Annotated in this window: 22 protein-coding genes and 1 pseudogene; 10 read left to right on the forward strand and 13 right to left on the reverse strand. The window is 62.5% G+C overall.

All coding sequences use genetic code 11. The annotated features are described in order from the left end of the window. Positions 1-2: 2 nt before the first annotated feature. The 3 genes from SxD43FB_RS19325 to thiS form a co-directional block, all read right to left on the reverse strand. Entirely contained in the window at positions 3-830 is an 828-nt protein-coding gene (locus SxD43FB_RS19325; protein WP_096063594.1) for an HAD family acid phosphatase, read from the reverse strand. A 44-nt stretch (positions 831-874) separates the two neighbouring features. Continuing rightward, positions 875-1,585 (reverse strand): CoA transferase subunit A, encoded by a 711-nt coding sequence (locus SxD43FB_RS19330; RefSeq protein ID WP_037477278.1) that lies wholly within the window; start codon positions 1,583-1,585, stop codon positions 875-877. 82 nt (positions 1,586-1,667) lie between these two features. Next, a complete protein-coding gene (gene thiS, locus SxD43FB_RS19335) occupies positions 1,668-2,669 on the reverse strand; it encodes a sulfur carrier protein ThiS (protein WP_076605529.1) in 1,002 nt (333 codons plus the stop codon). Between the two features lie 123 nt (positions 2,670-2,792). Here thiS and aroQ point away from each other — a divergent pair, with 123 nt between their 5' ends. The 4 genes from aroQ (at position 2,793) to arsC (ending at position 5,533) form a co-directional block, all read left to right on the forward strand. Beyond that, the gene (gene aroQ / locus SxD43FB_RS19340) at positions 2,793-3,233 is read left to right on the forward strand and encodes a type II 3-dehydroquinate dehydratase (protein ID WP_037477276.1); all 441 of its coding nucleotides are present in this window, start codon (positions 2,793-2,795) and stop codon (positions 3,231-3,233) included. 118 nt (positions 3,234-3,351) lie between these two features. Then, on the forward strand, positions 3,352-3,825 hold the full coding sequence (gene accB / locus SxD43FB_RS19345; protein ID WP_037477274.1) for an acetyl-CoA carboxylase biotin carboxyl carrier protein: 474 nt from the start codon (positions 3,352-3,354) through the stop codon (positions 3,823-3,825). A gap of 14 nt (positions 3,826-3,839) precedes the next feature. After that, entirely contained in the window at positions 3,840-5,192 is a 1,353-nt protein-coding gene (gene accC, locus SxD43FB_RS19350) for an acetyl-CoA carboxylase biotin carboxylase subunit (protein WP_037477272.1), read from the forward strand. Continuing rightward, complete coding sequence (arsC, locus tag SxD43FB_RS19355; protein ID WP_037477270.1) at positions 5,189-5,533, forward strand: arsenate reductase (glutaredoxin); 345 nt, start codon at positions 5,189-5,191, stop codon at positions 5,531-5,533. The genes accC and arsC overlap by 4 nt, the downstream gene beginning before the upstream one ends. A 42-nt stretch (positions 5,534-5,575) precedes the next feature. Here arsC and SxD43FB_RS19360 read toward each other — a convergent pair whose 3' ends face one another. After that, complete coding sequence (locus SxD43FB_RS19360; RefSeq protein WP_096063583.1) at positions 5,576-7,708, reverse strand: TonB-dependent siderophore receptor; 2,133 nt, start codon at positions 7,706-7,708, stop codon at positions 5,576-5,578. A gap of 174 nt (positions 7,709-7,882) precedes the next feature. Here SxD43FB_RS19360 and SxD43FB_RS19365 point away from each other — a divergent pair, with 174 nt between their 5' ends. Then, positions 7,883-8,632 carry a ParA family protein gene (locus SxD43FB_RS19365; protein ID WP_037479079.1) on the forward strand — a complete coding sequence of 250 codons (750 nt, stop codon included), beginning with the start codon at positions 7,883-7,885 and terminating at the stop codon, positions 8,630-8,632. Here the strand turns inward: SxD43FB_RS19365 and SxD43FB_RS19370 are convergent, their stop codons facing one another. Further along, on the reverse strand, positions 8,633-10,930 hold the full coding sequence (locus SxD43FB_RS19370) for an EAL domain-containing protein (protein WP_096063584.1): 2,298 nt from the start codon (positions 10,928-10,930) through the stop codon (positions 8,633-8,635). A gap of 116 nt (positions 10,931-11,046) precedes the next feature. Continuing rightward, on the reverse strand, positions 11,047-12,783 hold the full coding sequence (locus SxD43FB_RS19375) for a fatty acyl-AMP ligase (protein ID WP_096063595.1): 1,737 nt from the start codon (positions 12,781-12,783) through the stop codon (positions 11,047-11,049). Between the two features lie 186 nt (positions 12,784-12,969). Here SxD43FB_RS19375 and SxD43FB_RS19380 point away from each other — a divergent pair, with 186 nt between their 5' ends. Then, positions 12,970-13,497 carry a RecX family transcriptional regulator gene (locus SxD43FB_RS19380; protein WP_096063596.1) on the forward strand — a complete coding sequence of 176 codons (528 nt, stop codon included), beginning with the start codon at positions 12,970-12,972 and terminating at the stop codon, positions 13,495-13,497. Between the two features lie 1,293 nt (positions 13,498-14,790). Here SxD43FB_RS19380 and SxD43FB_RS19390 read toward each other — a convergent pair. Next, positions 14,791-16,008, reverse strand: coding sequence for a dipeptidase (locus SxD43FB_RS19390; RefSeq protein WP_096063586.1), 1,218 nt, complete (start codon positions 16,006-16,008; stop codon positions 14,791-14,793). Positions 16,009-16,113: 105 nt separating this feature from the next. Between SxD43FB_RS19390 and aat the strand changes: the two genes are divergently transcribed. Further along, positions 16,114-16,863, forward strand: coding sequence for a leucyl/phenylalanyl-tRNA--protein transferase (gene aat / locus SxD43FB_RS19395; RefSeq protein ID WP_096063587.1), 750 nt, complete (start codon positions 16,114-16,116; stop codon positions 16,861-16,863). 35 nt (positions 16,864-16,898) lie between these two features. Here the strand turns inward: aat and SxD43FB_RS26365 are convergent. The 6 genes and pseudogenes from SxD43FB_RS26365 to SxD43FB_RS19425 form a co-directional block, all read right to left on the reverse strand. After that, positions 16,899-17,306 (reverse strand): annotated as a pseudogene (locus tag SxD43FB_RS26365) (DUF2155 domain-containing protein); the annotation flags it as partial. Further along, complete coding sequence (locus tag SxD43FB_RS19405) at positions 17,303-17,701, reverse strand: NADH:ubiquinone oxidoreductase subunit NDUFA12 (RefSeq protein WP_096063588.1); 399 nt, start codon at positions 17,699-17,701, stop codon at positions 17,303-17,305. The gene SxD43FB_RS19405 and the pseudogene SxD43FB_RS26365, both read right to left, overlap by 4 nt. 195 nt (positions 17,702-17,896) lie before the next feature. Further along, complete coding sequence (locus tag SxD43FB_RS19410; RefSeq protein ID WP_096063589.1) at positions 17,897-18,424, reverse strand: DUF192 domain-containing protein; 528 nt, start codon at positions 18,422-18,424, stop codon at positions 17,897-17,899. A gap of 168 nt (positions 18,425-18,592) precedes the next feature. Continuing rightward, on the reverse strand, positions 18,593-19,396 hold the full coding sequence (locus SxD43FB_RS19415; RefSeq protein WP_037476896.1) for a LytTR family DNA-binding domain-containing protein: 804 nt from the start codon (positions 19,394-19,396) through the stop codon (positions 18,593-18,595). Then, entirely contained in the window at positions 19,393-20,499 is a 1,107-nt protein-coding gene (locus SxD43FB_RS19420; protein ID WP_037476898.1) for a histidine kinase, read from the reverse strand. Before SxD43FB_RS19420 ends, SxD43FB_RS19415 begins: the two co-directional genes overlap by 4 nt. A gap of 44 nt (positions 20,500-20,543) precedes the next feature. Next, positions 20,544-21,026: a helix-turn-helix domain-containing protein gene (locus SxD43FB_RS19425; RefSeq protein ID WP_037478935.1), complete on the reverse strand. Its 483-nt coding sequence runs from the start codon at positions 21,024-21,026 to the stop codon at positions 20,544-20,546. Positions 21,027-21,136: 110 nt separating this feature from the next. On the opposite strand from SxD43FB_RS19425, the gene SxD43FB_RS19430 reads away from it, so the two are divergent. From SxD43FB_RS19430 to rplL, 3 genes are all read left to right on the forward strand, one after another. After that, positions 21,137-23,242 (forward strand): bifunctional (p)ppGpp synthetase/guanosine-3',5'-bis(diphosphate) 3'-pyrophosphohydrolase, encoded by a 2,106-nt coding sequence (locus SxD43FB_RS19430; protein ID WP_096063590.1) that lies wholly within the window; start codon positions 21,137-21,139, stop codon positions 23,240-23,242. Positions 23,243-23,684: 442 nt separating this feature from the next. Next, a complete protein-coding gene (rplJ, locus tag SxD43FB_RS19435; RefSeq protein WP_043149471.1) occupies positions 23,685-24,200 on the forward strand; it encodes a 50S ribosomal protein L10 in 516 nt (171 codons plus the stop codon). A gap of 76 nt (positions 24,201-24,276) precedes the next feature. Further along, positions 24,277-24,648: a 50S ribosomal protein L7/L12 gene (gene rplL / locus SxD43FB_RS19440; protein ID WP_037476909.1), complete on the forward strand. Its 372-nt coding sequence runs from the start codon at positions 24,277-24,279 to the stop codon at positions 24,646-24,648. Positions 24,649-25,169 lie beyond the last annotated feature (521 nt).

Below are 25,169 nucleotides of genomic sequence, written 5' to 3' on the forward strand. Positions count from 1 at the left end.
CTTCACTTCTCCCCATCGGCAGGCAAGTCCCACCTCTTATCCATTGGAAAAATATCGTCAAAGCCGCCTTTGAGGCCGCTGCCATATACCGGGTTGGGCAAAACGAACCAGCCCTTCCCCCATAAGGTTGCGATCGAAGGAGCCTCTGTCGCCGCACGACGCACGGCTACGGGCTGCCCGGCATTGAACAGGTCGGAAAAATCACCGAGCTGATCGCCACCCATGGCAATAACGCAATAGCGCCCAGCAATCGTCGCGCGGCGGCCATCCTTGCCCGATCCCATGGCGTCATCGCCTTTGAGAAACAGCGTCTGGCCATGCACCGCGTCCCCGAGCCCCGCCCCGCGGATCGCCCGCTCTGTGGAGGCGGCATTGACAGACGATCTGTTGGTGTTGAAAATCACGGTCACGCCTGCCGCCCGCAATTGCGCCAGCGCATCCACAGCGCCCGGCACGGGGCTGACTGCGCCAGCGCCGGTGCGCTCCCACGCATCCCACGCCGCTTCGTCATAGCCTTTGCCCGACCGCGCATCATGATATTCGTAGCCGACGTTAAGCAGCACGGTTTCATCGACATCGAACACGGCGGCCAAAGGCTTGTCCCCGCACGGCACGAAGCGCGGCTGGTCGAGCGACGCGCTCGATGCCAGCACGACGGACTGCGCCGGTCGCGCTTTGGCCGTCGCGGTGGCATGGGACGCCAGCACGGCGAATGCCTGCACCGACAGCGCAGCCGCCTCGCCCGACCCGTAGAGATATTGCATCCCGGCGGGCGGATTGGCGGGCGGCGGGGCAATCGGTTGCGGCATGGGCGCACAGGCGGCAACCATCGTCAGCAACGATGCCACAGCTACCGCGCGCAGCGCCACTGCCCTCACGCCGCTTCCCGCTGCCTTACGGTGCGAAATTCGATCTTCTTGTCATAGGGCGCGCCGACGATCATGCGCTTCACATAAATGCCGGGCAGATGAATCGTATCGGGGTCCAGGCTGCCGACCGGCACCACTTCCTCGACTTCGGCAACGCAGATCTTCGCGGCAGTCGCCATCGGCTGGTTGAAGTTACGCGCGGTCTTGCGGAAAATCAGGTTGCCGCTCTCATCGGCTTTCCAGCCCTTGATGATCGCCACGTCGGCGAAGATGCCGCGCTCCAGGATATAATCCTGCCCGTCGAAATTCTTGACTTCCTTGCCCTCGGCCACGGCCGTCCCGACGCCCGTCTTGGTGTAGAAGCCCGGAATGCCAGCGCCCCCTGCGCGGCAACGTTCGGCCAGCGTCCCCTGGGGGCAGAACTCGACCTCCAGCTCGCCCGCCAGATATTGCCGCTCAAACTCTTTGTTTTCGCCGACATAGGAGGAGATCATCTTCTTGACCTGCCGGGTGCGCAACAGCTTGCCCAGCCCCTCGCCGTCGATCCCGGCATTGTTGGACGCGATGGTCAAATCCTTGACGCCCGAATCGCGGATCGCATCGATCAGTCGTTCGGGAATGCCGCACAGGCCAAATCCGCCCGCACATAGCTGCATCCCGTCGAAGAGGAGGCCTTCCAGAGCCGATGCCGCATCAGGGTAGAGCTTGTTCACCATCGCTTATTCTCCTCCTCAACTTGATCCTGCCCATAGGGGACAAGCGGGCCGCCGGTCAATTTACTGCGGTCGCGAAAGCGCGTCAGATCAATCCTGCCAGAGGGCTGGACGGGTCGGCATACATACGCTTGCCCATGCGCCCGGCGCGATAGGCCATACGGCCCGCCTCGACACCGGCCTTCATCGCCGCAGCCATCAGCACCGGGTCTTTCGCCTCGGCGATTGCCGTGTTCATCAGCACCCCGGTACAGCCCAGTTCCATCGCCTGCGCCGCTTCCGACGCGGTGCCGACCCCTGCATCGACCAATACCGGCAGCTTGGTGCCCTCCACGATCAGCCGGATCGTCACTCGGTTCTGGATACCCAGCCCCGACCCGATCGGCGCGCCCAACGGCATGATCGCGACCGCGCCGACATCCTCCAGCCGCTTGGCCGCGATCGGATCATCGACGCAATAGACCATTGGCTTGAAGCCTTCCTTGGCCAATATCTCGGTCGCGCGCAGCGTCTCGACCATGTCGGGATAAAGCGTCCGCGCTTCACCCAGCACTTCGAGCTTCACCAGCTCCCAACCGCCCGCCTCCCGCGCCAGGCGCAGCGTGCGGATGGCGTCCTCGCCCGTGAAACAGCCCGCCGTATTGGGCAGATAGGTGATGACCTTGGGGTCGATATAGTCGGTCAGCATCGGCGCCTTGGGATCAGACACATTGACGCGGCGCACGGCGACCGTGACGATTTCTGCCCCCGACGCCGCGACCGCCGCCGCATTCTGCTCGAAACTCTTATATTTGCCGGTGCCGACGATCAGCCGCGATCGGAAGGTCTTGCCCGCGACGCTCCAACTATCGTCGCCCGCTGGAGCGATGTCGCCACCGCCGACGAAATGCACGATTTCCAGCTCATCGCCATCCTCGACCATCACGTCCTGCAATGTCGAGCGCGGCACGACCGCCAGATTGCGCTCCACCGCCACCTTTTCCGGCACGAAGCCCAGTTCGCTTGCCAGCGCCGCCAGCGTCAGCCCTTCGCGCACGCGACGATGCTCGCCATTGATATGGATGGATATGGTGCCGTCGACGCTCACGATATGCGGTCCCGTTCTTGCAAAAAGGAAACGTGCCTCGACTTGGCGCGGCACGAAAGGCTAAGGATTGTGCCGCATATAGGGGCGGCATCGCCCCAGCCGCAACATGCAAGGGGGATCGCCATGGCGGATAGTCGCAAAATCTATGTTCTCAACGGCCCCAATCTCAATCTGCTGGGCACGCGCGAGCCGGAAATCTATGGCTATGACACGCTCGACGACATTGCCGAGCGTATGGAGGATGCGGCGACCCGCGCGCATGTCGTCATCGATTTTCGCCAATCGAACCATGAAGGCCATTTGATCGACTGGCTGCAGGAAGCCCATGGCGAAGGCGCGCATGCGGTTATCATCAATCCGGGCGGCCTGACCCACACCTCCGTCGCCCTGCATGATGCGATCAAGGCGATCAGCGTGCCGGTGATCGAAATTCACCTGTCCAACCCCCATGCCCGCGAGCCTTTTCGCCATAAAAGCTATGTCAGCATGGCGGCGAAGGGGACGATCGCGGGCTTCGGGCCGCTCTCCTATATGCTCGCGCTCGAAGCGGCGCTGGAACTATAGCATCGGCGGATACGGCGTTGCGCTCGATCGGCCGGACGTTACAAAGTTGCGCTTTGCCGCAAACCGGCATAGGCGCTGGCCGCAACAGATACGTTAGAATGGCAAACAAGGGTCAACCATGAACGACAAGCAAGACAAGGGCGCGATGCAGGTGGACGTTACCCTGGTGCGCGAACTGGCCGCGCTGCTGGACGACACCAACCTGACCGAAATCGAGGTCGAAGACGGCGATCGCAAGATCCGCGTCGCGCGCAAGGCCGGGGCCATGGCCCCCGTCTATGCCGCGCCGCCCGCAGCCCCCGTCGCAGCGGCACCGGTTGCCGCGCCCGTGGCAGCCGCTGAACCCGCCATGCCCGCCGGCACGCTGGTCCGCTCGCCGATCGTCGGCACCGCCTATCTGTCGGCCGAACCCGGCGCCGCGCCCTTCGCCCGCATTGGATCGCAGGTTGCTGCGGGTGAAACCGTGCTGATCGTCGAAGCCATGAAGGTCATGAACGCGATTCCCGCGCCGGTATCGGGCACGGTAAAGGCCGTATTCGTCGACAATGGCCAGCCGGTCGAGTTCGACCAGCCGCTCATCGTGATCGAATAAGGCCGCTATACCCCATGGCCATTGAAAAGCTGCTCATCGCCAATCGCGGCGAAATCGCGCTCCGCATCCATCGCGCCTGCCATGAAATGGGCATCAAGACGGTCGCGGTCCATTCCACCGCCGACGCCGACGCCATGCATGTGCGCCTCGCCGACGAGGCGATCTGCATCGGGCCGCCCGCGGCGCGCGACAGCTATCTGAACGTCGCGGCGATCATCTCTGCCGCCGAAATCTCCGGCGCGGACGCGATCCATCCGGGCTATGGCTTCCTGAGCGAAAACGCCAAATTCGCCGAGATCGTCGAAGCGCATGGCATCGCCTTCGTCGGCCCGAAGCCCGAACATATCCGCACCATGGGCGACAAGATCGAGGCGAAGCGCACCGCTGGCGCGCTCGGCCTGCCGCTCGTCCCCGGTTCTGATGGCGCGATCAGCGACCTGGAAGAAGCGAAGGCGATCGCGGAGAAGGCCGGCTATCCGGTCATCATCAAGGCCGCGTCCGGCGGCGGCGGTCGCGGCATGAAGGTCTGCACCTCGCCCGACGATCTGGAAACGCTGATGCAGCAGGCCGGGTCGGAAGCGAAGGCCGCGTTCGGCGACGCGACCGTCTATCTCGAAAAATATCTGGGCAACCCCCGCCATATCGAAATCCAGGTGTTCGGTGACGGTAAGGGCAATGCCATCCATCTGGGCGAGCGCGACTGTTCGCTCCAGCGCCGCCACCAGAAGGTGTTGGAAGAAGCCCCCTCCCCGGTGCTGGGCCAAGCCGATCGCGAGCGTATCGGCGGCATATGTGCCAAGGCGATGGCCGACATGGCCTATCGCGGCGCGGGCACGATCGAATTTCTGTGGGAAGATGGGGAATTCTACTTCATCGAAATGAACACCCGGCTGCAGGTCGAACATCCCGTCACCGAGATGATCACCGGCGTCGACCTGGTGCGCGAACAGATCCGCATAGCCGAGGGTCGGCCACTGTCGGTTGCGCAGGAAGATATCGTGTTTTCGGGCCATGCGATCGAATGCCGCATCAACGCCGAAGACCCCCGCACCTTCGCCCCCTCGCCCGGCACCGTGACCAGCTATCACGTCCCCGGCGGCATGCACGTCCGCGTCGATAGCGGTCTGTATCAAGGCTATAAGGTGCCGCCTTATTACGACTCCATGATCGGCAAGCTGATCGTCTATGGCCGCACCCGCGAGGGCGCGATCATGCGCCTCAAACGCGCGCTGGAGGAATATGTGATCGAGGGGATGAAGACCACCATTCCGTTGCATCAGGCGCTGCTGCGCGATCCTGAGTTCCTCAACGGCGACTATACGATCAAGTGGCTGGAGGAATGGCTGGCCCGCGACGGCCAGCCATGAAGGCCAGCATCTGGCATAACCCCCGCTGTTCGAAATCGCGCCAGGCGCTTGCGATCCTGCAAGCGACGCCGGGCGTGGAGGTCGAGATCGTCGACTATCTCAAGACCCCTCCGAGCCGTGCCGAACTCGAAGCGCTGTTCGCCAAGGCTGGCGTCACCCCCGCGCAGGCGCTGCGCAAGGGAGAGGCCGTGGTGAAGGAGATCGGCCTCAATACGGACAGCGATTCGGACATACTTCATGCAATGATATCGCACCCGATCCTGATCGAGCGACCGATCGTGATCACGGAAAAGGGCGCGGTCATTGCCCGGCCGCCCGAAAAGGCGCGTGACGTTCTGTGACGCTGGAGCGAAGGGCAGGCGACGTGCCTGCCCTCCGCCTTCTCAAAAGCGATATTGCAGCGTCAGCGTGACATTGCGTGGCTCGCCGAAAGCATGTTGGTTGTAAAAGCCTATCTGCGAATAATAATGTTTGTCGAACAGATTTTCGACATTGACCTGAGCCGACAGGCCAGGCTTGAACTCATATCGGCCCATCAGGTTAACCAGCGCATAGGGTTTGACCTCTAGCCGTTCCGCTACTCCCGTCACCGGATTGACCGCGTCGGTATAGCTCAACCCTTCCCAATTGACCCCACCGCCTATTGTGAGGCTGTTCAGCTTATAGGTGGTGAATAGGCGCAACAACTTCTGCGCATACAGCGTGTTGATGCGCGCGCCGTTCGCATCCTTGGCGCGAAACTGGGTGTAGTTGCCGCTGACCGACCATCCGGGCAGCACTTCGCCATTCGCCTCGACTTCGAATCCGGTGCTTCTGGCGCCCTTGATCGCCCGATAGGCTTGCTCATTTTCCGTACCCGGCACCGGAATGTCGCCGTCCAGCACGCCGAAATTATCCTGCTCGATGCGGAAGACCGACAGCGCTGTGTTCAGCCGCCCGCCAAAGAAGCTGCTCTTGAGCCCGGCCTCATAGGTGCTGCCCGATAGCGGATCGAGGAACTGGCCGTTGCGGTTCCGTATCTGCTGCGGCTGGAAAATGTCGGTATAGCTGACATAGAGCGTATGGCCCGGTGCGATATCGTACAGCAGCCCGGCATAGGGCGTGAACTTGTCGCGGATGCCGTAATCGATTGCCATGCCATAATAGCCGCCGGTGCGATCCCAGCTGTTCAGTCGCCCGCCCAATATGAGCTTGAGCGAATCCGCCAGGTTGACCCGCGTCGACGCGAAATAGCCCCATTGCTTGGTGGCGAGGTCCACCTGATGGCTGCGCGCCCCCCAGGTCGGTTCGGCATAGCTGCCATCCCAGGTCAGGAAATTGCCCGGCGTTGCGACATTGCTGCGCGCATAGCCGAAAAAGTCCATATCCTGCTTGGCATAACTTGCCCCGACCATCAATTCATGGTCGCGACCGAACAGCGCGTAGCTGCCATTCAGCCGGATGCCGACATCGAACTGGTTGCGCCGCGCGTCAAAGCGACTGGGCGAGGCCGTCATGCCAAGACCCGTATCTTTGTCCGGCTGCCCCGACAGGAACAGCAATCGCATGTCGCTGCTGTTCTGCGTATAATTGCCATAAACGCGCAATTGCCACCGTTCGCCGAGTTGCTGCGTCGCATCGGCAAAATAGGTGGCATTTTTCGCCGGCCATGTCGTCCAGTCCGCACCGATACTTTGGGACCGGTTCCAATCCGTGCGCGAACCATCGGAAAACCAGGTCGGCAAGCCGCCCCATTGGGTGCCGCTGGCATCATGATCCTGATAGCTGGCGCCGAAGCGCAGATGGGTGTCCACCGTGACATCGGCGTCGATCACGCCGTATAGGACGAGTTTCTTGTTGTGCAGGCGGTCAATGAAACTGTCGCCTTCCTCATATTTGGCCACGACCCGGCCGCGCACGGCGCCATCGGCGGTGATGGGCGCACTGATATCGCCCATGACGAAAATATTGTCCCAGCGGCTTGCCGAAGCGGTCAACGTTCCGGTCAGATGGTCGCTGTCGGCATGTTTGCGCACCAGGTTGACTGAAGCCGAGGGATTGCCGACGCCGGTCAGCAGCCCCGTGGCCCCACGCACGATCTCGACCTGCTCATAGATGATGACGTCCAGATTGGATTCGCCCGCGCTGAAGCCCTGGTCCCATTGCACAGGGATGCCGTCGATCTGATAGATATTGATGTCGAAGCCGCGCGCCGAAAAGCCGTTGCGCGAACTGTCCAGCGCCTTGACCGAAACGCCCGCCGCATTGTTCATCACATCGCTCAGCGTTCGGATCGCCTGATCCTCCATACGCTGCGCCGTCATCACCGTGACGGACTGGGGCGTTTCCTGAATGGTCAGGCCCAGTCCCGTCGCTGACCCCAGTTTCTCATTGGTGGTGTAGGAACCCGTGACGATGATCTGGTCTGCTTCCGTCGCATCGGTCGGCGCAGAGGTCTGCGCCTGTGCGGGCGCGACGAGCAACAGCGCAAGCGGCGATGCCGTGATGGACAAAAGAATGACGTGCGACTTTGGCATGGCGATGCCCCCCGATGATCTGCTTATAATGATATTGCGAATGATTCGCGGTCGCCATATGCGTTTCTGCGTCCACACTGTCAATCGGCATGGTTTGCGTCACCGTCACCGTCGCGTAACATGAGGATGATTGAGCGCTTGCTTTGGCGGACGGAAGCCGTAGCTTCACGCCTCATGGCAAAGGAACCGGCATTGGCGACCATCGCGGTCTACAGTCTCAAGGGTGGCGTGGGCAAAACCACATTCGCGATCAACCTCGCCTGGGCATCGGCCAGCATATCGAAGCGGCGCACCCTATTGTGGGATCTCGACCCGCAGGCGGCGTCCAGCTGGCTTGTGTCCACCGACAGCAAGAGTCGCGATGCCGCGCAGGCGATCTTCAGCAAGGATGTCGAGGTCAGGAAACTGATCCAGCCTTCGACCGTGCCGGGGCTGGACCTGATCGCGGCGGACACGTCGCTGCGCAGCCTCGATCATCTTTTCCGGGAGATGGACAAGAAGAAGCGATTGTCCAAGCTGATCGAGAGCTTAGGCAAGGATTATGACCGCATCATTCTCGATTGCCCGCCGGGCCTCACTGAAACCAGCGAGCAGGTGTTGCGCGCCGCCGACCTGATCGTCATTCCGGTCATCCCCTCCCCCTTGTCGCAGCGGGCCATGGGCGAGGTCGCACGCTATCTGGTCGAACGCGGCGGGGCGCATGCGCCTATCCTGCCGGTTTATTCGATGGTCGATCGCCGCCGCAGCCTGCATCGTAAGGCGCTGGACGAACATCCTGGTTGGCCCGCCATCCCGATGGCCAGTATGATCGAGCAGATGACGGTGCGCCGCAAGCCGCTGGGAAGCTTCGCGCCCAATTCGCCCCCGGCCAAGGATTTTGCCGCGCTCTGGACTACCGTCGAACGGTTGCTGCGGGGCGGTTGATCAGGCGATCAGCCGTTCGGGCGCCGCCAGAAACAGAGCGCCTGCGTCGTCGGCGGACATGGGCCGTCCGAAATAGAAGCCCTGTACCTTCTTGCAGCCCAGCGCCAATACCATCGCCAGTTCCGCCTCTGTCTCCACGCCTTCCGCCGTCGTCGCCATCCCCAGACTATCGGCCAGTGTAACGACGGCGCGAATGATGGCCAGGCTTTCCGCCACATCCTTGGACGCGCCGACCACGAAACTGCGGTCGATCTTGATCGTGGTGAAGCGCGTGCGGCTGAGATAGCCAAGCGAGCTGTAGCCAGTGCCGAAATCGTCGAGCGAGAGCTGGATACCCAGCCCAAGCAACTGATCCAGCACGCGCAAAGCACCCGCATCTTCGTTCATGAACACGCTTTCGGTGACTTCCAGTTCCAGCCGCCGTGCGTCCAGGCCACTCTGCGCCAAGGCGGACACGACGGTCGCGACGAAGCTCGGATGGCTCAACTGTTCGGCCGATACATTGACCGCGATCCGCACGTCATCGGGCCAGTTCAGCGCCTCGGTACAGGCCGTGCGCAACACCCACTCGCCGATCGGTGCGATCAACCGCGCTTCTTCGGCCACCGGCACGAATTTGGCGGGCGAGATCGGCCCCAGTTCAGGATGCGTCCAGCGGGCTAGCGCTTCGAAGCCGACCACCCGGCCGCTATCTGCCTGCACCACCGGCTGATAGAGAACGTGCATCTGGTCCTTTTCCAACGCCGCGCGCAGCGCCAGTTCCAGCAGACGGCGTTCCTCGGCCTTGGCATGGAGTTGTGGCTCATAGGCGTAATGGACCCCGCCGCCGTCATCCTTGGCGCGATACAATGCCAGGTCCGCGCTGCGGATAAGCGCTTCGGAATCACGGCCATCGACCGGCGACAGCGCTGATCCGATCGACGCGCCGATATAGAGGATATGGCCATCGATTTGATATGAGGCCGACAATATGGCGATGATGCTGTCTGCCAATTGGGCGATCGCATGATTGTCCAGAGCGGACGGCACGACCACGGCAAATTCATCGCCGCCGATCCGTCCGCAAAATTCCTGCCCACGACAGGCCTTGCTCAAACGGCGCGCGACCTCGCTCAGCAATTTGTCGCCAATCTGATGGCCTAGGGTATCGTTGACCGACTTGAACCGGTCGAGATCGACCATCAGGAAAGCGCAGCCGGGGCGGCGCGCGCCTGCGGCGGTCACCGCTTGGTCCAGCACTTCGCGCAGATGGCTGCGGTTGGGCAGACCGGTCAGCGGATCGAAACGCGCCAGTTGCGCAATCTTGTCCGCCGATTCGCGCTGTACCGTCACATCCGATGCGACGCCACGGAAGCCAAGGAATGCGCCATTATCGTCATAGCGGGGCGAGGCCGACAATTCCCACCAGCGTGTCTTGCCTGCCACCTCGACCGGCAGCACGAGGTTGGAAAAGCTTTCGCGCCGCTTGAGATGATCGGCCAGGCTGTGCAGTCCGGCGGCGAAGCGTCCGCTTCCCCAGGCGCTGCCCGCCAATATCTGAACCAGCGGCACGCCCTCCAACTGTTCGGGCGGCAATCCCAGCGTCTCGGCAAAACGCTTGGATGCGCCGTTGATGCGGCGCATCGTGTCGGTCTGCCACAGCCAATCCGAGCCACCTTCTTCATATTCGCGCAGCAGCAGGCTGACCACTTCGGATTTTTCCGCCAGTTGCGCGGTGCTGCTATGCTGGTGCGCGAATGTGCGCGCATAGATGAAGCAGCCAGCGAGCAGCGAGAGCGCATAGCTGGTCGCGAGCGCGTGCAGCGGCAGTTGCAGGCCATCGCCGAACATGGCGAACAGGCCGCCGATGCAGGGTAGCAGAAACGCCGTAGCCGCCAGCGGCGTGGCGGCATAGCTGATCGCGCTGCAGACCATGATGCAACTGACCAGCGTCCACAGCGCGACCAGTTCCTCCGTTTCCCCGGCATGGGCCACGATCATCATGCATCCCGCCCAGGACAGGCCCAGCGCCAAGCCCCCCATCCCATGGCGACGCAAATCCCGTGCAGTCAGGCCGACATTGGCTGAAAGGCGACGATTGCGGTCGAGCCATAGTCCCAACATTATCGTGCCGATCAGCGCCACGCTCCACCCGGCCAGCAAGATCGGCGAACAGCAATGGGCGAAAACGGCCCAGACGAAAATCAGGCCCAGCAGGTTCATCACATGGCGCAGCAGGGCGACGCTGTCGGCGGCGCGGAACTGCGCCTCCAGCACGCGATATTGCGCGTCGTCGGCGATTGTGCCCAGACCCGTCATCGCCCGGAGACTTATCCGCTCCCGGCCATCCGCGTCGCGTTGCTGATGATCCCTCTTGCCCACCGTGCCGCGATAACGGCTATGGGTTATGATTTGGTAACCTCGATCCGACTTTGTCAGGCGGCGATGTCGTAGGGGCGGATTTCGCCGGTCAGATAGAGGTTGCGCGCTTTCGACCGGCTCAATTTGCCTGAACTGGTGCGCGGCAGGGTGCGCGGCGGCACCAGTTCGACGACGCAGTTCATGCCGGTGATGGCGCGCACGCGCTCGCGGATCTGATCGCGCAGGCGCGAGCGTTCCTCATTGTCGGAGGTGCGGCAATGGACCAGAACGGCGGGCGCTTCCTCGCCGCCCGGCGTGGTGATGGCGAAGGCGGCGATGTCGCCCTGTTTGAAGCCGGGCAATTGTTCGACCGCCCATTCGATATCCTGCGGCCAGTGATTCTTGCCGTTGATGATGATCATGTCCTTGGCGCGGCCGACGATGTAGAGATAGCCGTCGCTGAGATACCCCATGTCGCCGGTGTCGAGCCAGACGCGGCCAGAGGCATCGGAGGCCATGCAGGCGTCGGTCGCGGCCTGATCGCGGAAATAGCCGACCATCAGGCTTGGCCCCGTGGTCCACACCTTGCCGATCTGACGCTCGCGCAGCGGGCCGCCATCTTCGTCGCGGATTTCCACGACCATGTCCTTGGCAGGCTTGCCGCAATTGACGATCGAACGGAAGCGTTGCGGCCGTCCTTCGGTCGCGTCACCGCCAGACAGGTCGGTTTCCTCGACCAGTTCGACGATGATCCCCTCGCCCGGCGGCATGATGGTGACGGCCAGCGTCGCTTCGGCGAGGCCATAGCTTGGCAGGAAGGCGCTGGGCGAAAAGCCCGCATCGGCAAAGGCATCGACGAAGCTCTGCATCACATCGGGACGGATCATGTCCGCGCCATTGCCCGCCAGCCGCCAGCGCGACAGGTCGAAACGATCCTGCGCCTTGGTCTGGCTCGACATGCGGCGGGCGCAAATGTCGTAGCCGAAGGTCGGCGAATAGCTGATCGAGGTGCCTTCGTTGCGGCTGATAAGGTCGAGCCAGGCGAGTGGACGGCGGGCGAAATCCTCGGTCTTCATATAATCGGTCGACACCTGATTGGCGACGACGGACAGGAAGCAGCCGACCAAGCCCATGTCATGATACCAGGGCAGCCAGCTGATGCAGCGGTCGCTGTCCTGCACCTGCATCCCGTGGCTGTGCGCCGACAGGTTGGACAGCAGGGCATGATGCGTCACCGCGACGCCATGGGGGAAGCGGGTCGATCCGCTGCTATATTGCAGATAGGCGATCTCGTCACTGCGCGCTTGCGGCAAGGCGCAGGGCACGGCGTCGCGGGCGATAAAATCCTCGAACGCGATGCTTTCGACCGCCTTTTGCCGACCCGATTCCCCGGCCATGTCGGCCAGTTCGCGGGGAAAGAGGAACAACATGGGATCGCAACTGGTCAGCTGGACATTGAGCTGATCGATATAGCTTTCCTTGCCGCCGAAGCTGGTCGGCAGCGGCAGCGGCACGGGCCAGGCCCCGGCATAGACGATGCCGAAGAAAAGCTGCGCGAAGTCGGCACCCGTTTCCGCAACCAGCGCGACGCGGTCGGCGGGCTTGACGCCATGAGCGATCAGGCGATGGGCGCAGGCAATGGCATCGGCACGCAATGCGCTGAACGGATAAGGCCGCGCCAGATTGCCGCGCGCATCATGGAAATTCAGGCCCCGCTTGCCGCGCGCCGCATAGTCCAGCGCCTCGCCCAGCGTCTCGAAGTCCGAGAAGCGGCGCGGCAGGTCATCGGTGGTCGGCGTTGGTGCCATCATCTCTTGCGAACCCGTCATATTGGCGTGACCATATGGTCTAAAAATCGTGAAAGCGCGGCCGCTATCATCTTTGACTGCGACATGCACCGGATATTGCACTCCAACATCCACTCATAGCGGACCAGGAACGGTAAAATTCCGGCCCGACTGTGGCATAAACATGGCGCATGGCCCATGAAAGCGAATATGTCCGGCAAACGCCTCCCTCCGCCGCTCGATGAGGCGACGATGCGCGACATGGCGCTGCGCCATGTCGCCCGCTTTGCGACCAGCCGGGGCAAGCTGCTCAGCTATTTGAAGCGCAAGATCAAGGAGCGCGGCTGGGGCGGCGAGCAGCCTGCCGACCCGGACGGGCTGGCCGACCGCTTTGTGGACCTGGGCTATATCGATGATGCGGGCTATGCGGTGATGAAGAGCGGGGCGCTGGCCCGGCGCGGCTATGGCGCGCGGCGGATCGACCAGGATCTGCGCGCGGCCGGGATCGGCGAGGAAGACCGGGTGCAAGCGGACGCACAGATCGCGGCCGAAGCCTGGGCGGCGGCGGACCGCTTTGCCCGGCGCAAGCGGGTCGGCCCCTATGCGACCGCGCCGCTCGACCCCAAGCAGCGCGAGAAAGCGATCGCCGCCTTTTTGCGCGCAGGCCATGATTATGCCGTGGCACGCCGCTGGGTGGACGCCGCGCCGGGGGTGGCGTTGGCGCAGGAGGAGGAATAGCGGGCCTGGGGCACGGCAGGGTCACAGGGCGCAAGTTCACACCGTCGCTGGCGTGATTTTGCGCGGGAAAATGGGGTGTAAAGGCGCGGAAAGTGCCGACGAAGCCCTGGTAACGCGCCTGTTGGGTCACAATGAGGTGCCTGTAGGGTCATAGGGACGCGCCACCTGCGCGTCGGCGACGCGACTGCGGGGTCGTGGGGGCGGGAGGCTATCGCGCACGGCGCGGGCGGATCGGCGGCGGGATCGGGCTTCATCGACAAGGATAGATCAGATGAAATCCTATTTTGGAAGAGGGTTTTGGCGTGGGATGGATGGGCACGCGCGATCTATTCCGTCATCCCCGTGAACGGCAGGGCTACGTGGGGAGCCATCTCCGCAGCGTCGTGCGTGGGGTGAGCGCAGGAAATGGGTTCCCGCGTTGGCTTGCGGCCGCCCTTCGGGTCGCGGGAATGACGAAGAGGGGTGGATTGCGGAATGTCTGGTATCAAGGCCGAACCATGCCAAAGCCGACATCAACAATGCATGTTTCAATATGGCTGTAGCACTTGTCGAGCTACCGGACGGCGTGTCGTCAGTGATCGTTATGCCCAATGTCCTCGCCAGACTGCCATGCCTCAGGGTCGCCTGTATTATGTGGACTTTGTGGCCGCATGTTCCAAAGAACAACGGCGATGACAACGCCCCCAAAGCCCACAGCTATCATTTCCCCAACATCCATTCCGACTTTCCTCCGGACTATTTATCGGGCGCTTCATAGACCCGATTGGCAAGCGCGTCGAAAGTCTGCTGCCAATTGAACATGAATAAGCGGCTTATGGCGTATTCTGGTCGATACACGCCGGACAGCTACCCTATTCCGTTTCCAACCCCAGCAATCGCCTAGCCTCCTTTTCGGCGTCTTCGACCGACCCATATACGCCCGACACAGGTTCGATGTCGTTGTATAGAAGAGCATCATAGGCGGTCGTCCAGCGGCGGTCTTCACCATCGCCTAGGCCCGCTGATCGTTGGACCTCTGGCGTCCAATGCCAGTGCTGGTAAAGGCACAGAAGGCCATCCTTCCGCCTTACGATGGCGACCCGCCCATATTGGTCTGCGGAAAGCAGCACTTTAACTTCCTGAATGTCCATGTTCGGGATGCTCGCATACCCCGCCTGAGGCCCACAAGTGGTCGTTAGCAGCCTGTCCTTTTTTCTCCGCCTTTGCTGCTGTGTCCGTCGGACGCATTAAAAACCGGCCGTAATTTTCCCACGTCATGCCAGCGAAGGTTGGAGAGGGAAAAACAGGCAGCATCTACTTCTCCGACGCCACCTTCTCCGCCGCCGTCATCACGCGCAGCACATTTTCGCCCGCCAGCTTCGCGATATCCTCGTCGCTCCAGCCGCGCCGCATCAGTTCGGACAGCAACGCCGGATAGGTCTCGACCCCACCCAACCCCTGCGGCAACGCACCCACACCATCGAAATCGCTGCCGATGCCGACATGGTCGACACCCGCCACCTTGACGATATGATCGATATGGTCGGCGACCTGCGCGATCGTGGTGACGGGTTCGGGATGCGCCTTTTCCCAGTCGGCCAGCGCCTGCGCCGCGCCCTTGGGGTCGCCGATATGCACGCCGCCAAAGGGTGGGGCGTTGTTACGGGTGATTTCCGCGCTGCGATCCGCGCCCCAGATGCGCCGCGCTTCGGAGACATATTGGGCGGCGAAATTGACCATCACCACCCCGCCATTGGCCGCGACCTGGCGCAGCACCGTGTCCGACACGTTGCGCGGCGTGTCGCACAGCGCGCGGGCGTTGGAGTGGGAGAAGATCACCGGCGCTTGCGTGACGCGCAGCGCGTCGAGCATCGCCGCTTCGCTGACATGGCTCAGGTCCACCAACATGCCCAGCCGATTGAGTTCGCGCACCACCTCTTCGCCGAACGGGGTCAGGCCGTCATGCTGCGGATTGTCGGTGGCGCTGTCGGCCCAGGCGATGGTGCGGCTATGGGTGAGCGTCAGATAGGCCGCGCCAAGCTGGCGATAGGCGCGCAGCACCGCGAGGCTGCCGTCGATCTGGCCACCGCCCTCGACCCCGTTCAGCGAACCGATCCGCCCCGCCTTGTGCGCCGCGCGCAGCTCCGCTGCCGTACGGACCAAGGTGATATGCCGGGGATAGCGCGCGGCCAGACTATGGACCATGCCGATCTGGTCGAGCGTATCCTTGACCTGCTGCACCTGCGGCAGGTCCGCCGACACCCAGACCGACCAGAACTGCCCGCCGACCCCACCCGCGCGCAGCCGATCGAGATCGGTATGATAGGTCGCCGGATCGAGCCGGGTCAGGTCCATCGTCCAGCGTGCGTCCTTCGCCTTTTCCGCCAGCGCTTCGGGCCAGTCATTATGCCCGTCGATCAGCGGGGTCGCCTTCAAGATACGGGCGATGCGCGCCGCATGAGGATCGGGCGCGGCGTGGAGCGGCAGCGGGGCGAGCAGCAGCGACAGGGCCATCAGGCGAAGGGGGTTCATGGCGTCTGAGCCTATGGTGGCATCCCCCCACGTCAATGGCTAAAAATCGCCCGCGCCGCCCAAAGCGCTTTCGCCCGGTGCCGAATATGCGCCATAAGACGGGCAATGATGATCGATCCCGCGATATTGCTCCAGGCCTATTCGATCGGCGTCTTTCCCATGGCGGACGATCGCGATGCCGCCGAAGTCTATTGGGTCGAACCCAAGCAGCGCGCGATATTGCCGCTCGACGGCTTCCATCTGTCCCGCTCGCTCGCCAAGGCCATCCGCCGCGATCCGTTCCGCGTCACCGCCAATCGCGCTTTCCCCGACCTGTTGGCGCTCTGCGCGCAGCCCGCGCCGGATCGGCCATCGACCTGGATCAACCACGAGATCGAGAGCGCCTATCGCCACCTCCATGCCATCGGCTACGCCCATTCGGTGGAGGTGTGGGAGGGGGAGCAACTGGTCGGCGGCCTCTATGGCGTGGCGCTGGGCCGCGCCTTTTTCGGCGAATCGATGGTGTCGCGGCGCACCGATGCGTCGAAAGTGGCGCTTGCCTGGCTGGTGGCGCGGCTACGCTATGGCGGCTTCACCCTGCTCGACTGCCAGTTCATGACCGACCATCTTCATTCGATGGGTGCGGTCGAAATCAGCCAGCGCGACTATCTTCAGTTGCTGGGTGCGGCCGTGGGCGATGCGGCGCTGGGCGCAGGCGTAGGCGCACTGGGTTCAGGTTCGGGGGCCGCCGCCGAACTGGCATTCGCGCCGCTCGCCGGGCGCGCCGATGCCGGTTCGCCCTTCGCACCCAACGTCACCGTGTCGGGGCCACTTTCGGGCCATGCCATCGTGCAGCTTCTGACCCAGATGTCATAGATCGGGTGCTGGACGACATTGCGGTCGGGCCGGTCGCGGAACAGCCAGCCGGAAAAATTGCGCCGCCACTTGCCATCGGCGCTGCTACGCACGTCGAGCTGCACGAACACGCCCGTGTCCTGCACATTTTCCCAAGGCGCGCTGGTTTCGCAGGCCTGCAGGCGCACGATCGCGTCGCCCACCCGCACCGCTTCGCCCGGCTTGAGCGTCAGGTCGCGGGTCAGCCCGTTGCGTTTGTTGAGCAGGCCGACGACGGCGCTACGTTCGGCCATCGGCGTGCCGGGCAGGCTGTCCTTGTCGGCGGAGCGGATCGCGGTGCCCTGCACCTTGACCGGGCCGGTCTGGTTGGCGACCGGCACCTCGCCATCGCTACAGGCGGCAAGCGCGAGCAGCGACGCGCCGATCAGGATCGACGGGGCAATGCCCGCCGCACGCCCGATCATGATGCGTCGGGGCTCCACGCCTCATAGTCGCCGGTCGCCTTCTGGCGCAGGCCGCCCTTTTCCATCGCGCCGGACGGGCGATAGGCATTCACTGTGCCGGTGGCGTTGGGGGTATATTCGCGTTCCCAGATGCGCGGCGGCGGCAGGAAACTTTCGGGCGCACCCTCAATCGAATGATGCAGCCAGCCATGCCATTCGGCTGGCACCCGGCTGGCGTCGTTGGCGCCATTATAGATGACCCAGCGCCGCGTCAGGCCATTGGGGTCGACCCCGCCCTGATAATAGACATTGCCCTGATGATCCTCGCCCACTTTGCTGCCCTTGCGAGCGGTGAAGAGCGAAGTGCCGATGGTCGCGCCATCCCACCAGGTGAAGATCTTGCCGAGGATTCCCATGGCCCAAGCGCTTAGCCGCTGGAGCGGGGCGTTGGCAAGGCGGATATGCGAGAATCGAGAGGCGGATCGGGATGCCCTGCGGCGGATCGGTTCCCCCCATCTCCGTTCGTTTCGAGCGAAGTCGAGAAACGCAGGGCACAGCGCGAGAGGCTTCTCGACTATGCTCGAAGCGAACGGTTGGTGGCTATGCGTCTTTTACCGAGAGGCGGACGGGCAGAAATTGCGCTCGGTCGTCACCTTGCCCCCCGACACCGCGCACCCACCCCACGCAACCCGGTCGCCTTCCTTGATGCCGAGCGCCGCAGCGCGCCCGCCCGCCAGTTCCAGCACCGCCGCCACCGGCACACCCGCCGACACCGGCACGCGCGAATAGGGTTCGGTATCGGCCTGCAGGAAGGCGATCGTCCCGTCGGTGCGGATGAAGATCATGTCGAGCGGGATCAGCGTATCCTTCATCCAGAAACTCGCCGTGCGCGGCGGGTCCATCGGAAACAACATGCCGCTATTGGGGCCAAGTTCCTTGCGGAACATCAACCCCTTCTCCTGCGCCTCCGGCGTATCCGCAACCTCCACATCGAACCGATGCACGCCCTTGGCCGAACGAATGACGACCGGCAGCAGCGCAGGCACGGCCTGCGCCTGCGCACCATTGTCGGGCGCGGCTTGCGGGCTGGAACAGGCGGCGAGCAGGCCAAGGGCGAGAATTGCGGCAAATCGGATCATGGCGATGTGCCTAAAGCGATTCGGCAAAGATGGGGAGGGGCATTGACCGCGCCGACCGCCTTTTTTGGCAGGCCCCCAAAACGAAAATTCCTTCTCCCCACCGGGGAGAAGGATAGGAAGCCTTACCGAACGCAATGAGGATAGGCGGGAGAGAGCAGAGTGCTCGCCTCAATGTACGAAGCGGGCTACCACGTCGCGGTAGGAGCGGCTGACTTTGACTTGGGCGCCGGATTCCAGCACCAGGAAACATTCGCCATTGGTGTGCGGCTTGACCTGCTTCACCTGGCTCAAGTTGACGATGGTGGAGCGGTGGACGCGCTGGAAGTTGCGGGGGTCGAGGCGCTTTTCCAGATCCTTCATCGTTTCGCGCAGGATCAGGCTGTTGTCGGCGGTGTAGATGCACATATAGTCGCCCGCCGCATCGATGCGTTCGATCGAATCGACATCGACCCGGAAAATCTGGCCGCGATCCTTGATATTGATGAGCTTTTCGAAGCGGTTGGAGGCTGGCCCTTCTTCATCGCCCGCGGCGAAATCGGTCATCGCCTGGGGCGCGACTTCGGCCAGCACTTCGCGCAGTTTTTCCGCTTCCTGCACCTGGCGCTTGTCGGACAGGCGCAGCCGCACGCGGTCGAGCGCATCGGCCAGGCGGCCTTCCTCGACCGGCTTCATCAGATAGTCGATCGCCTGCGCTTCGAACGCGCGGATGGCATGGTCGCTATAGGCGGTGACGAAGATGAATAGCGGTGGTTCGACTTCCATCATCCCCTGCACGACGGAAAATCCATCGAAGCCAGGCATTTGAATGTCGAGGAACACGAGGTCGGGCTTGTGCGTCTTGATCGCACGGATGGCTTCGCGGCCATTGGTGCAGGTTTCGATGATGTCGACATCCTCATGCGCTTGCAGACGCAGGGCAAGGCCCTGGATGGCCAGGCTTTCGTCATCGACGAGGATAGTTCTGATGGTCATGCGGCCACTTTCGGTTTGTCTTCCATGTTCAGCGGAATTTCGATGATGACCGAAAATCCGCTTGGGCTGGAACGTGTTTCAAAGCGCTGTCGTTCCCCGAAAGCCTGAATTAACCGGTCCCGGATGTTCGGCAGGCCCACGCCCATGCCCTCGCTGACCATCATGTGCGGCTTCATTCCACCTTCGTTCAATCCCGGACCGGTGTCCGATACGACGATCCGCACATTTTCACCGGCAGGCTGCGCGCTGACCGAGATTTCCGCCCCCTCCTCCTTGGGCGTGACCGCATATTTGATCGCATTTTCGACGAGCGGCTGCAGCAGCAGCGATGGCAGCCGCGCATGGCCGACCGCCGGATCGATGATGAAGACCGGCCGCAACCGCTCCTCGAAGCGCATCTTCTCAATCTCCAGATAGAGTTTGAGCGTCTCGATCTCCTGTTCGATCGTCACCTGCGCGGTCGGTTCGTTGACGAGCGTGTAGCGCAGGAAGGAGGACAGGCGCGAGAGCATCGCATTGGCGCGATCGGTCTGTTTGAGCAGCACCAGCGTCGAGATGGAATTGAGCGTGTTGAACAGGAAATGCGGGTTGAGCTGATAGCGCAGCATCGCCAGCTGCGCGTTGGCGGCCTGCGCCTCCAGCCGCAACAGCTGGTCGGCCTGTTCCTCCACCGTCAGATAGAAGTTGATCGCATAATAAAGCGCCGACCAGGCCCCGATCAGCGTGACCGACAGGTAGAAAGCGCCCAGGAACAGTTGCACCCCGGCCGTCTCGCTGCCCTTATTCTGGGTCGAAAAGACCCAGGCGTCGATGAACGCGACCAGCCCGGCGGCGATCAGCACGGCGAGGATGGATACGCCCCAGGTGATGATCGGCCGCTGTTTGAGCAAAAAGCGGAACATCACCGCGATCAGCAGCGTGACCGAATAGCCGGTCGCGGTGGAGATCATCACCGGCACCAGGCTGGAGAAGGACTGGCCATTGGCGATCGTGGACGAGCCGCGCAGCAGGAAGGCACCAGCCCATCCCAGTGATTGCAGGTTCCAGAAAGCGCGGTTCTTGTCAGCGAAAAAGGGCTGAGGCTGGATACGGGGTACGGACATCGCGCGGGAGACTAGGCGATTTCCGCGCGGGGGTGAAGCCGGGTTCAGGCTGCGGCTGCCGGTTCTTCCGCCATCGGCGTGATTTCATCCGGGCACAGCCACACCAGATCGGCGAAGCTGAGCGGCCGTCCGTCATGCGCGTGGATGGCGATGGGACGGATCGGCTGGCCATCGCGCTTGTCGGCCAGCACCTGGCACGACATGGTGCCGCATCCCCACCGTTCGCCCCATTGGCGCAGCGCGATCATCGCCGGCACAAGATCCTCGCCCTTTTGCGTCAGGCGATATTCGACCTTGCGCCGGTCGCACTGCATCGGCTGGCGCAGCATGATGCCATTTTCCACCAGCCGCGACAGGCGGTTGGCCAGGATGTTGCGGGCGATGCCCAGCGTCGATTGAAATTCCTCGAAATGGCGGATGCCCGACAAGGCGCCACGCAGGATCAGGAAGGACCAACGTTCGCCCATCATCTCCAGCGCGCTGGGCAGCGCGCATTGTTCCAGATCCTGGGCGAGATTATGTTTCATCGTCATAGCATATAGCGCAAAGCCACAGGCGTTGCAAAAGTGCAGCCTTATTCAGGCAAATGGGATTTTTTTGTTGCGTAACAAGGCACTTCCCACACAATCGGGAAACGATGTTACGCCAGTATGAACTTGTCGAACGAGTAAAGCGCTACGATCCCGATGCGGACGAAGCGATGATCAACCGCGCCTATGTGTTTTCGGTGCAGAAACATGGGAGCCAGAAACGCGCGAGCGGCGACCCCTATTTCAGCCATCCGATTGAAGTCGCGGGGATATTGACCGACTTCCATCTCGATGATCAGACCATCGTCACTGCCCTGCTGCACGACACGATCGAAGACACGCTGGTCACCTATGAAGAGATAGAGGCCGCGTTCGGCAAGGATGTCGCGCGCATGGTCGACGGCGTGACCAAGCTGTCGAAGATCGAAGCCATGTCCGAAAATGAACGGGCGGCGGAAAATCTGCGCAAATTCCTGCTCGCCATGTCCGACGATATCCGCGTGCTGCTGGTCAAGCTCGCCGACCGGCTGCACAATATGCGCACGCTGCATTTCATCAAGAATGAAACCAAGCGTCGCCGCATCGCCAAGGAGACGATGGACATCTATGCGCCGCTCGCCGAGCGGATCGGCATGTATGATTTCATGCGCGAGATGCAGCTCCTGTCGTTCCGCGAGCTGGAACCGGACGCCTATGACAGCATCACCAAGCGGCTGGAGCAGCTGAAGGAAGGCGGCCATGACAAGGTCGACCGCATCGGCGCGGAACTGCAATTGCTGCTGGGCAGCCGCGACCTGCCCGTCACCGTGTCGGGGCGCGAGAAGCATCCCTATTCGATCTGGCGCAAGATGCAGGAGCGCCACATCAGCTTCGAGCAGCTGACCGACGTCATGGCGTTTCGCGTCATCACCGACAGCCCGGAAGATTGCTATCGCGCGCTGGGCGTCATCCACCAGACCTACAAAATGGTGCCCGGCCGCTTCAAGGATTATATCTCCACGCCCAAGCGCAACGGCTATCGGTCGATCCACACCACGGTCATCCATCAGGACAATGCCCGGATCGAGGTACAGATCCGCAGCCGCGACATGCATAATCATGCCGAACTCGGCCTGGCGGCGCACTGGGCCTATAAGCAGAAGGGCGACGCCACCGACCAGCAGGCCGCGTGGCTGCGCGACCTGGTCGAAATTCTGGAGCAGAGCCAGGATGCCGACGAACTGCTCGAACATACGCGCATGGCGATGTATCAGGATCGCATCTTCGCCTTCTCGCCCAAGGGCGAGCTGCATCAATTGCCCAAGGGATCGACCCCGGTCGACTTCGCCTATGCCGTGCATACTTCGCTCGGCAACCAGACGGTGGGGGCGAAGGTCAATGGCCGGGTCGTGCCGCTGCGCACCTCTCTCGAAAATGGCGATCAGGTCGAAATCCTCAAATCGGGCGGGCAGGAGCCGCAGCCCGGCTGGCTGACCTTCGCCATCACCGGCAAGGCGCGCGCGGCGATCCGTCGCTATATCCGCCAGAAGCAGCGCGGCGAGGAAATCAAGCTGGGCGAGAAGCTCTATGACGAGATTCTCGGCCGCTTTTCGCCTGACCTTGCCAAGGAATTGGGGGACAAGGCGCTGGCCGGGGCGCTGAAACGCTTGAAGCTGGAGGATCGCGCCGCGTTGATGGTGGCGATCGCCACGCATCGCCTGCTCGATTCCGAAGTCATGGAAGCGCTCGTCCCCGGCTCCACCAGCGCCGTCGGCATGGAGGAAACCCACCCCCGCCAGCATGCGCCGGTGTCGATCCGCGGCCTGACGCCGGGCATCGCCTATAATCTGGGCGATTGCTGCCATCCGGTGCCGGGCGACCGCATCGTCGGCGTCCGCCGCACCGGCGAGCCGATCGAGGTCCACACCATCGACTGCCGCGCGCTCGAAGCCGGGCAGGATGACGACTGGATTGACCTTAGCTGGGACAGCAAGTCCAAGGGCGGCACCGCCCGCCTCTCCGTCATCGTCAAGAACCAGCCCGGCGCGCTCGCCGCCGTTGCCAATGTGTTCGGCGCGACCAAAGCGAACATCCTCAACCTGCAACTGGTCAACCGCGAAGGCCCGTTCCACACCGACGTCATCGACCTGGAAGTCGCCGACGCGCAGCATCTGATGCGGATCTTGTCGGCGCTCCGCGCGATCGACGTGGTGGTGCAGGCGGACAGGGTTTAGGAGGCTCCCCAAACACCTCTCCCGCCTTCGCGGGAGAGGGAGGGGCCCGCGCCGCAGGCGTGGGAGGGTGAGGGTCTGTCTAACGCTGCAAGAAAGACCCTCACCGACTGCCGCGAAGGCGGGAGAGGGTGAAGTTAGGCCGCCACGCCACCCCACTTTCCACGTGACAAAGCACGCCTCTTCCGCTAACGGCCCGGCAGCGAACCCTTCGGGGTTCACCGTCCGAGACAGTTGGTGAAGGGAATATGCCCTTCTTAATGTCCAGCCTAGACGGGGAAAAGTTCTTTACCGAACGGGCCATGCGCCCGATTCGGGTCTGCCTGTTCCACTCAAACGGATGCGGGCCAGTCGATCTCTCCCCTTCGGACTTAGTGCCCCGTGGCTTACACCACGGGTTTTAAGCGTTCGCCGGATTGCCGGCGGACAGAAAGTGGAGAATGGCATGGATCGTAATCAGAAAGCTGAGGTCGTTTCCGCGCTGAACGCAGAGCTGGCAGAAGTTGGCGTGGTCGTCGTGACCCGCAACCTTGGCATGACCGTCGCCCAGTCGACGGTTTTGCGCCAGAAGATGCGGGAAGCGGGCGCGACCTACAAGGTTACGAAGAACCGCCTCGCTCGTATCGCCCTTGATGGCACCGACTATGCCGGCCTCAGCGACATGCTGACCGGTCCTGTCGGCCTTGCCACCTCGGCCGATCCGGTTGCAGCCGCCAAGGTTGCAGTCGAATTCGCAAAGACCAACGACAAGATCGAAATCGTTGGCGGCGCGATGGGCGGAATGCTGCTCGATGCAGAGGGCGTCAAGGCGCTCGCATCGATGCCGTCGCTGGACGAACTGCGTGCAAAGATTATCGGCCTCATCCAGGCGCCGGCAACCAAGCTCGCTACCGTCATCCAGACACCGGCTTCGCAGCTCGCGCGGGTCTTCAACGCCTATGCGGAGAAGGACGCAGCCTAAGGGCTGCCCCCGACCCCTTTTCGTTTGACTCATTATCTGACGGGGCAAACGGCCCCAAAGTAAGGAAATATTGCACATGGCAGACATCAACGCACTGGTCGAACAGCTTTCGGCCCTCACCGTCCTCGAAGCCGCCGACCTGTCGAAGGCTCTGGAAGAAAAGTGGGGCGTTAGCGCCGCTGCTGCCGTCGCCGTCGCTGGCCCGGCCGCTGCCGCTGCCCCGGCTGCTGAAGAGCAGACCGAATTCGACGTCATCTTGACCGGCGACGGTGGCAAGAAGATCAACGTCATCAAGGAAGTCCGCGCCATCACCGGCCTGGGCCTGACCGAAGCCAAGACGCTGGTCGAATCGGCTCCCAAGGCCGTCAAGGAAGGCGTCAACAAGGACGAGGCCGAGAAGGTCAAGAAGCAGCTTGAAGAAGCCGGCGCGACCGTCGAACTCAAGTAATCGGTGCGCCCCGCTTCCTGCGGGGCACAACGTTCCGGTTTTGGCCGGACGATATCGGGCGGCTCCTCATGGGGCCGCCCTTTTTTGTGGGGTCAGGGGTGGGTGGCGGCGTTTGGCACGAGAAAGTCGGATTGCCATCGAGCGCCGTAGCCCCCGACCTTCGGTTGGTCGAGGATGGGCTTGCTCCAGGGTTCTGCGGCGTACCGGGCAGTTATATATTTGAGTGAGCAACAGAGATGTACGATTGTGTGCAGCATCAGGCCCGCAAACCATCCTCGCTCAAGGATAAATTAGATCAAGTTTGAGCCCGAAATTGCGGAGTTCGGCGCTGGCAAGTACGTCTATAGCGATCTAGCGGCTATGCTTTGCAAGCTCACGTTTTGCTATTTCGTTTGGCTTTGTTGCGAAATTGCGCCTGGGGGATTCCTCAGGTGAATCGAGTGCTTTAGGGGGCGGCTATGCCCAAGCCAGCCTCACCAAAGTATCGCACGACAAACTGGAGCGCGTATAATGCGGCGCTG

This window comes from Sphingobium sp. D43FB (genome assembly GCF_002312805.1).
GTDB lineage: Bacteria > Pseudomonadota > Alphaproteobacteria > Sphingomonadales > Sphingomonadaceae > Sphingobium.

Excerpts from the sequence above, each read along its gene's own strand:
- SxD43FB_RS19420 (WP_037476898.1), bottom strand. The coding sequence starts at position 20,499 with ATGTCCGTACCCCGTATCCAGCCTCAGCCCTTTTTCGCTGACAAGAAC.
- SxD43FB_RS19370 (WP_096063584.1), bottom strand. The coding sequence starts at position 10,930 with ATGACGGGTCTGGGCACAATCGCCGACGACGCGCAATATCGCGTGCTG.
- SxD43FB_RS19360 (WP_096063583.1), bottom strand. The coding sequence starts at position 7,708 with ATGCCAAAGTCGCACGTCATTCTTTTGTCCATCACGGCATCGCCGCTT.
- SxD43FB_RS19390 (WP_096063586.1), bottom strand. The coding sequence starts at position 16,008 with ATGAACCCCCTTCGCCTGATGGCCCTGTCGCTGCTGCTCGCCCCGCTG.
- SxD43FB_RS19405 (WP_096063588.1), bottom strand. The coding sequence starts at position 17,701 with ATGGGAATCCTCGGCAAGATCTTCACCTGGTGGGATGGCGCGACCATC.
- SxD43FB_RS19365 (WP_037479079.1), top strand. The coding sequence starts at position 7,883 with ATGGCAAAGGAACCGGCATTGGCGACCATCGCGGTCTACAGTCTCAAG.
- SxD43FB_RS19325 (WP_096063594.1), bottom strand. The coding sequence starts at position 830 with ATGGTTGCCGCCTGTGCGCCCATGCCGCAACCGATTGCCCCGCCGCCC.
- rplL (WP_037476909.1), top strand. The coding sequence starts at position 24,277 with ATGGCAGACATCAACGCACTGGTCGAACAGCTTTCGGCCCTCACCGTC.
- accC (WP_037477272.1), top strand. The coding sequence starts at position 3,840 with ATGGCCATTGAAAAGCTGCTCATCGCCAATCGCGGCGAAATCGCGCTC.
- SxD43FB_RS19330 (WP_037477278.1), bottom strand. The coding sequence starts at position 1,585 with ATGGTGAACAAGCTCTACCCTGATGCGGCATCGGCTCTGGAAGGCCTC.
- SxD43FB_RS19430 (WP_096063590.1), top strand. The coding sequence starts at position 21,137 with ATGTTACGCCAGTATGAACTTGTCGAACGAGTAAAGCGCTACGATCCC.
- SxD43FB_RS19410 (WP_096063589.1), bottom strand. The coding sequence starts at position 18,424 with ATGATCCGATTTGCCGCAATTCTCGCCCTTGGCCTGCTCGCCGCCTGT.
- aat (WP_096063587.1), top strand. The coding sequence starts at position 16,114 with ATGATGATCGATCCCGCGATATTGCTCCAGGCCTATTCGATCGGCGTC.
- SxD43FB_RS19375 (WP_096063595.1), bottom strand. The coding sequence starts at position 12,783 with ATGATGGCACCAACGCCGACCACCGATGACCTGCCGCGCCGCTTCTCG.
- SxD43FB_RS19380 (WP_096063596.1), top strand. The coding sequence starts at position 12,970 with ATGTCCGGCAAACGCCTCCCTCCGCCGCTCGATGAGGCGACGATGCGC.
- arsC (WP_037477270.1), top strand. The coding sequence starts at position 5,189 with ATGAAGGCCAGCATCTGGCATAACCCCCGCTGTTCGAAATCGCGCCAG.
- SxD43FB_RS19425 (WP_037478935.1), bottom strand. The coding sequence starts at position 21,026 with ATGAAACATAATCTCGCCCAGGATCTGGAACAATGCGCGCTGCCCAGC.
- aroQ (WP_037477276.1), top strand. The coding sequence starts at position 2,793 with ATGGCGGATAGTCGCAAAATCTATGTTCTCAACGGCCCCAATCTCAAT.
- accB (WP_037477274.1), top strand. The coding sequence starts at position 3,352 with ATGAACGACAAGCAAGACAAGGGCGCGATGCAGGTGGACGTTACCCTG.
- rplJ (WP_043149471.1), top strand. The coding sequence starts at position 23,685 with ATGGATCGTAATCAGAAAGCTGAGGTCGTTTCCGCGCTGAACGCAGAG.
- SxD43FB_RS19415 (WP_037476896.1), bottom strand. The coding sequence starts at position 19,396 with ATGACCATCAGAACTATCCTCGTCGATGACGAAAGCCTGGCCATCCAG.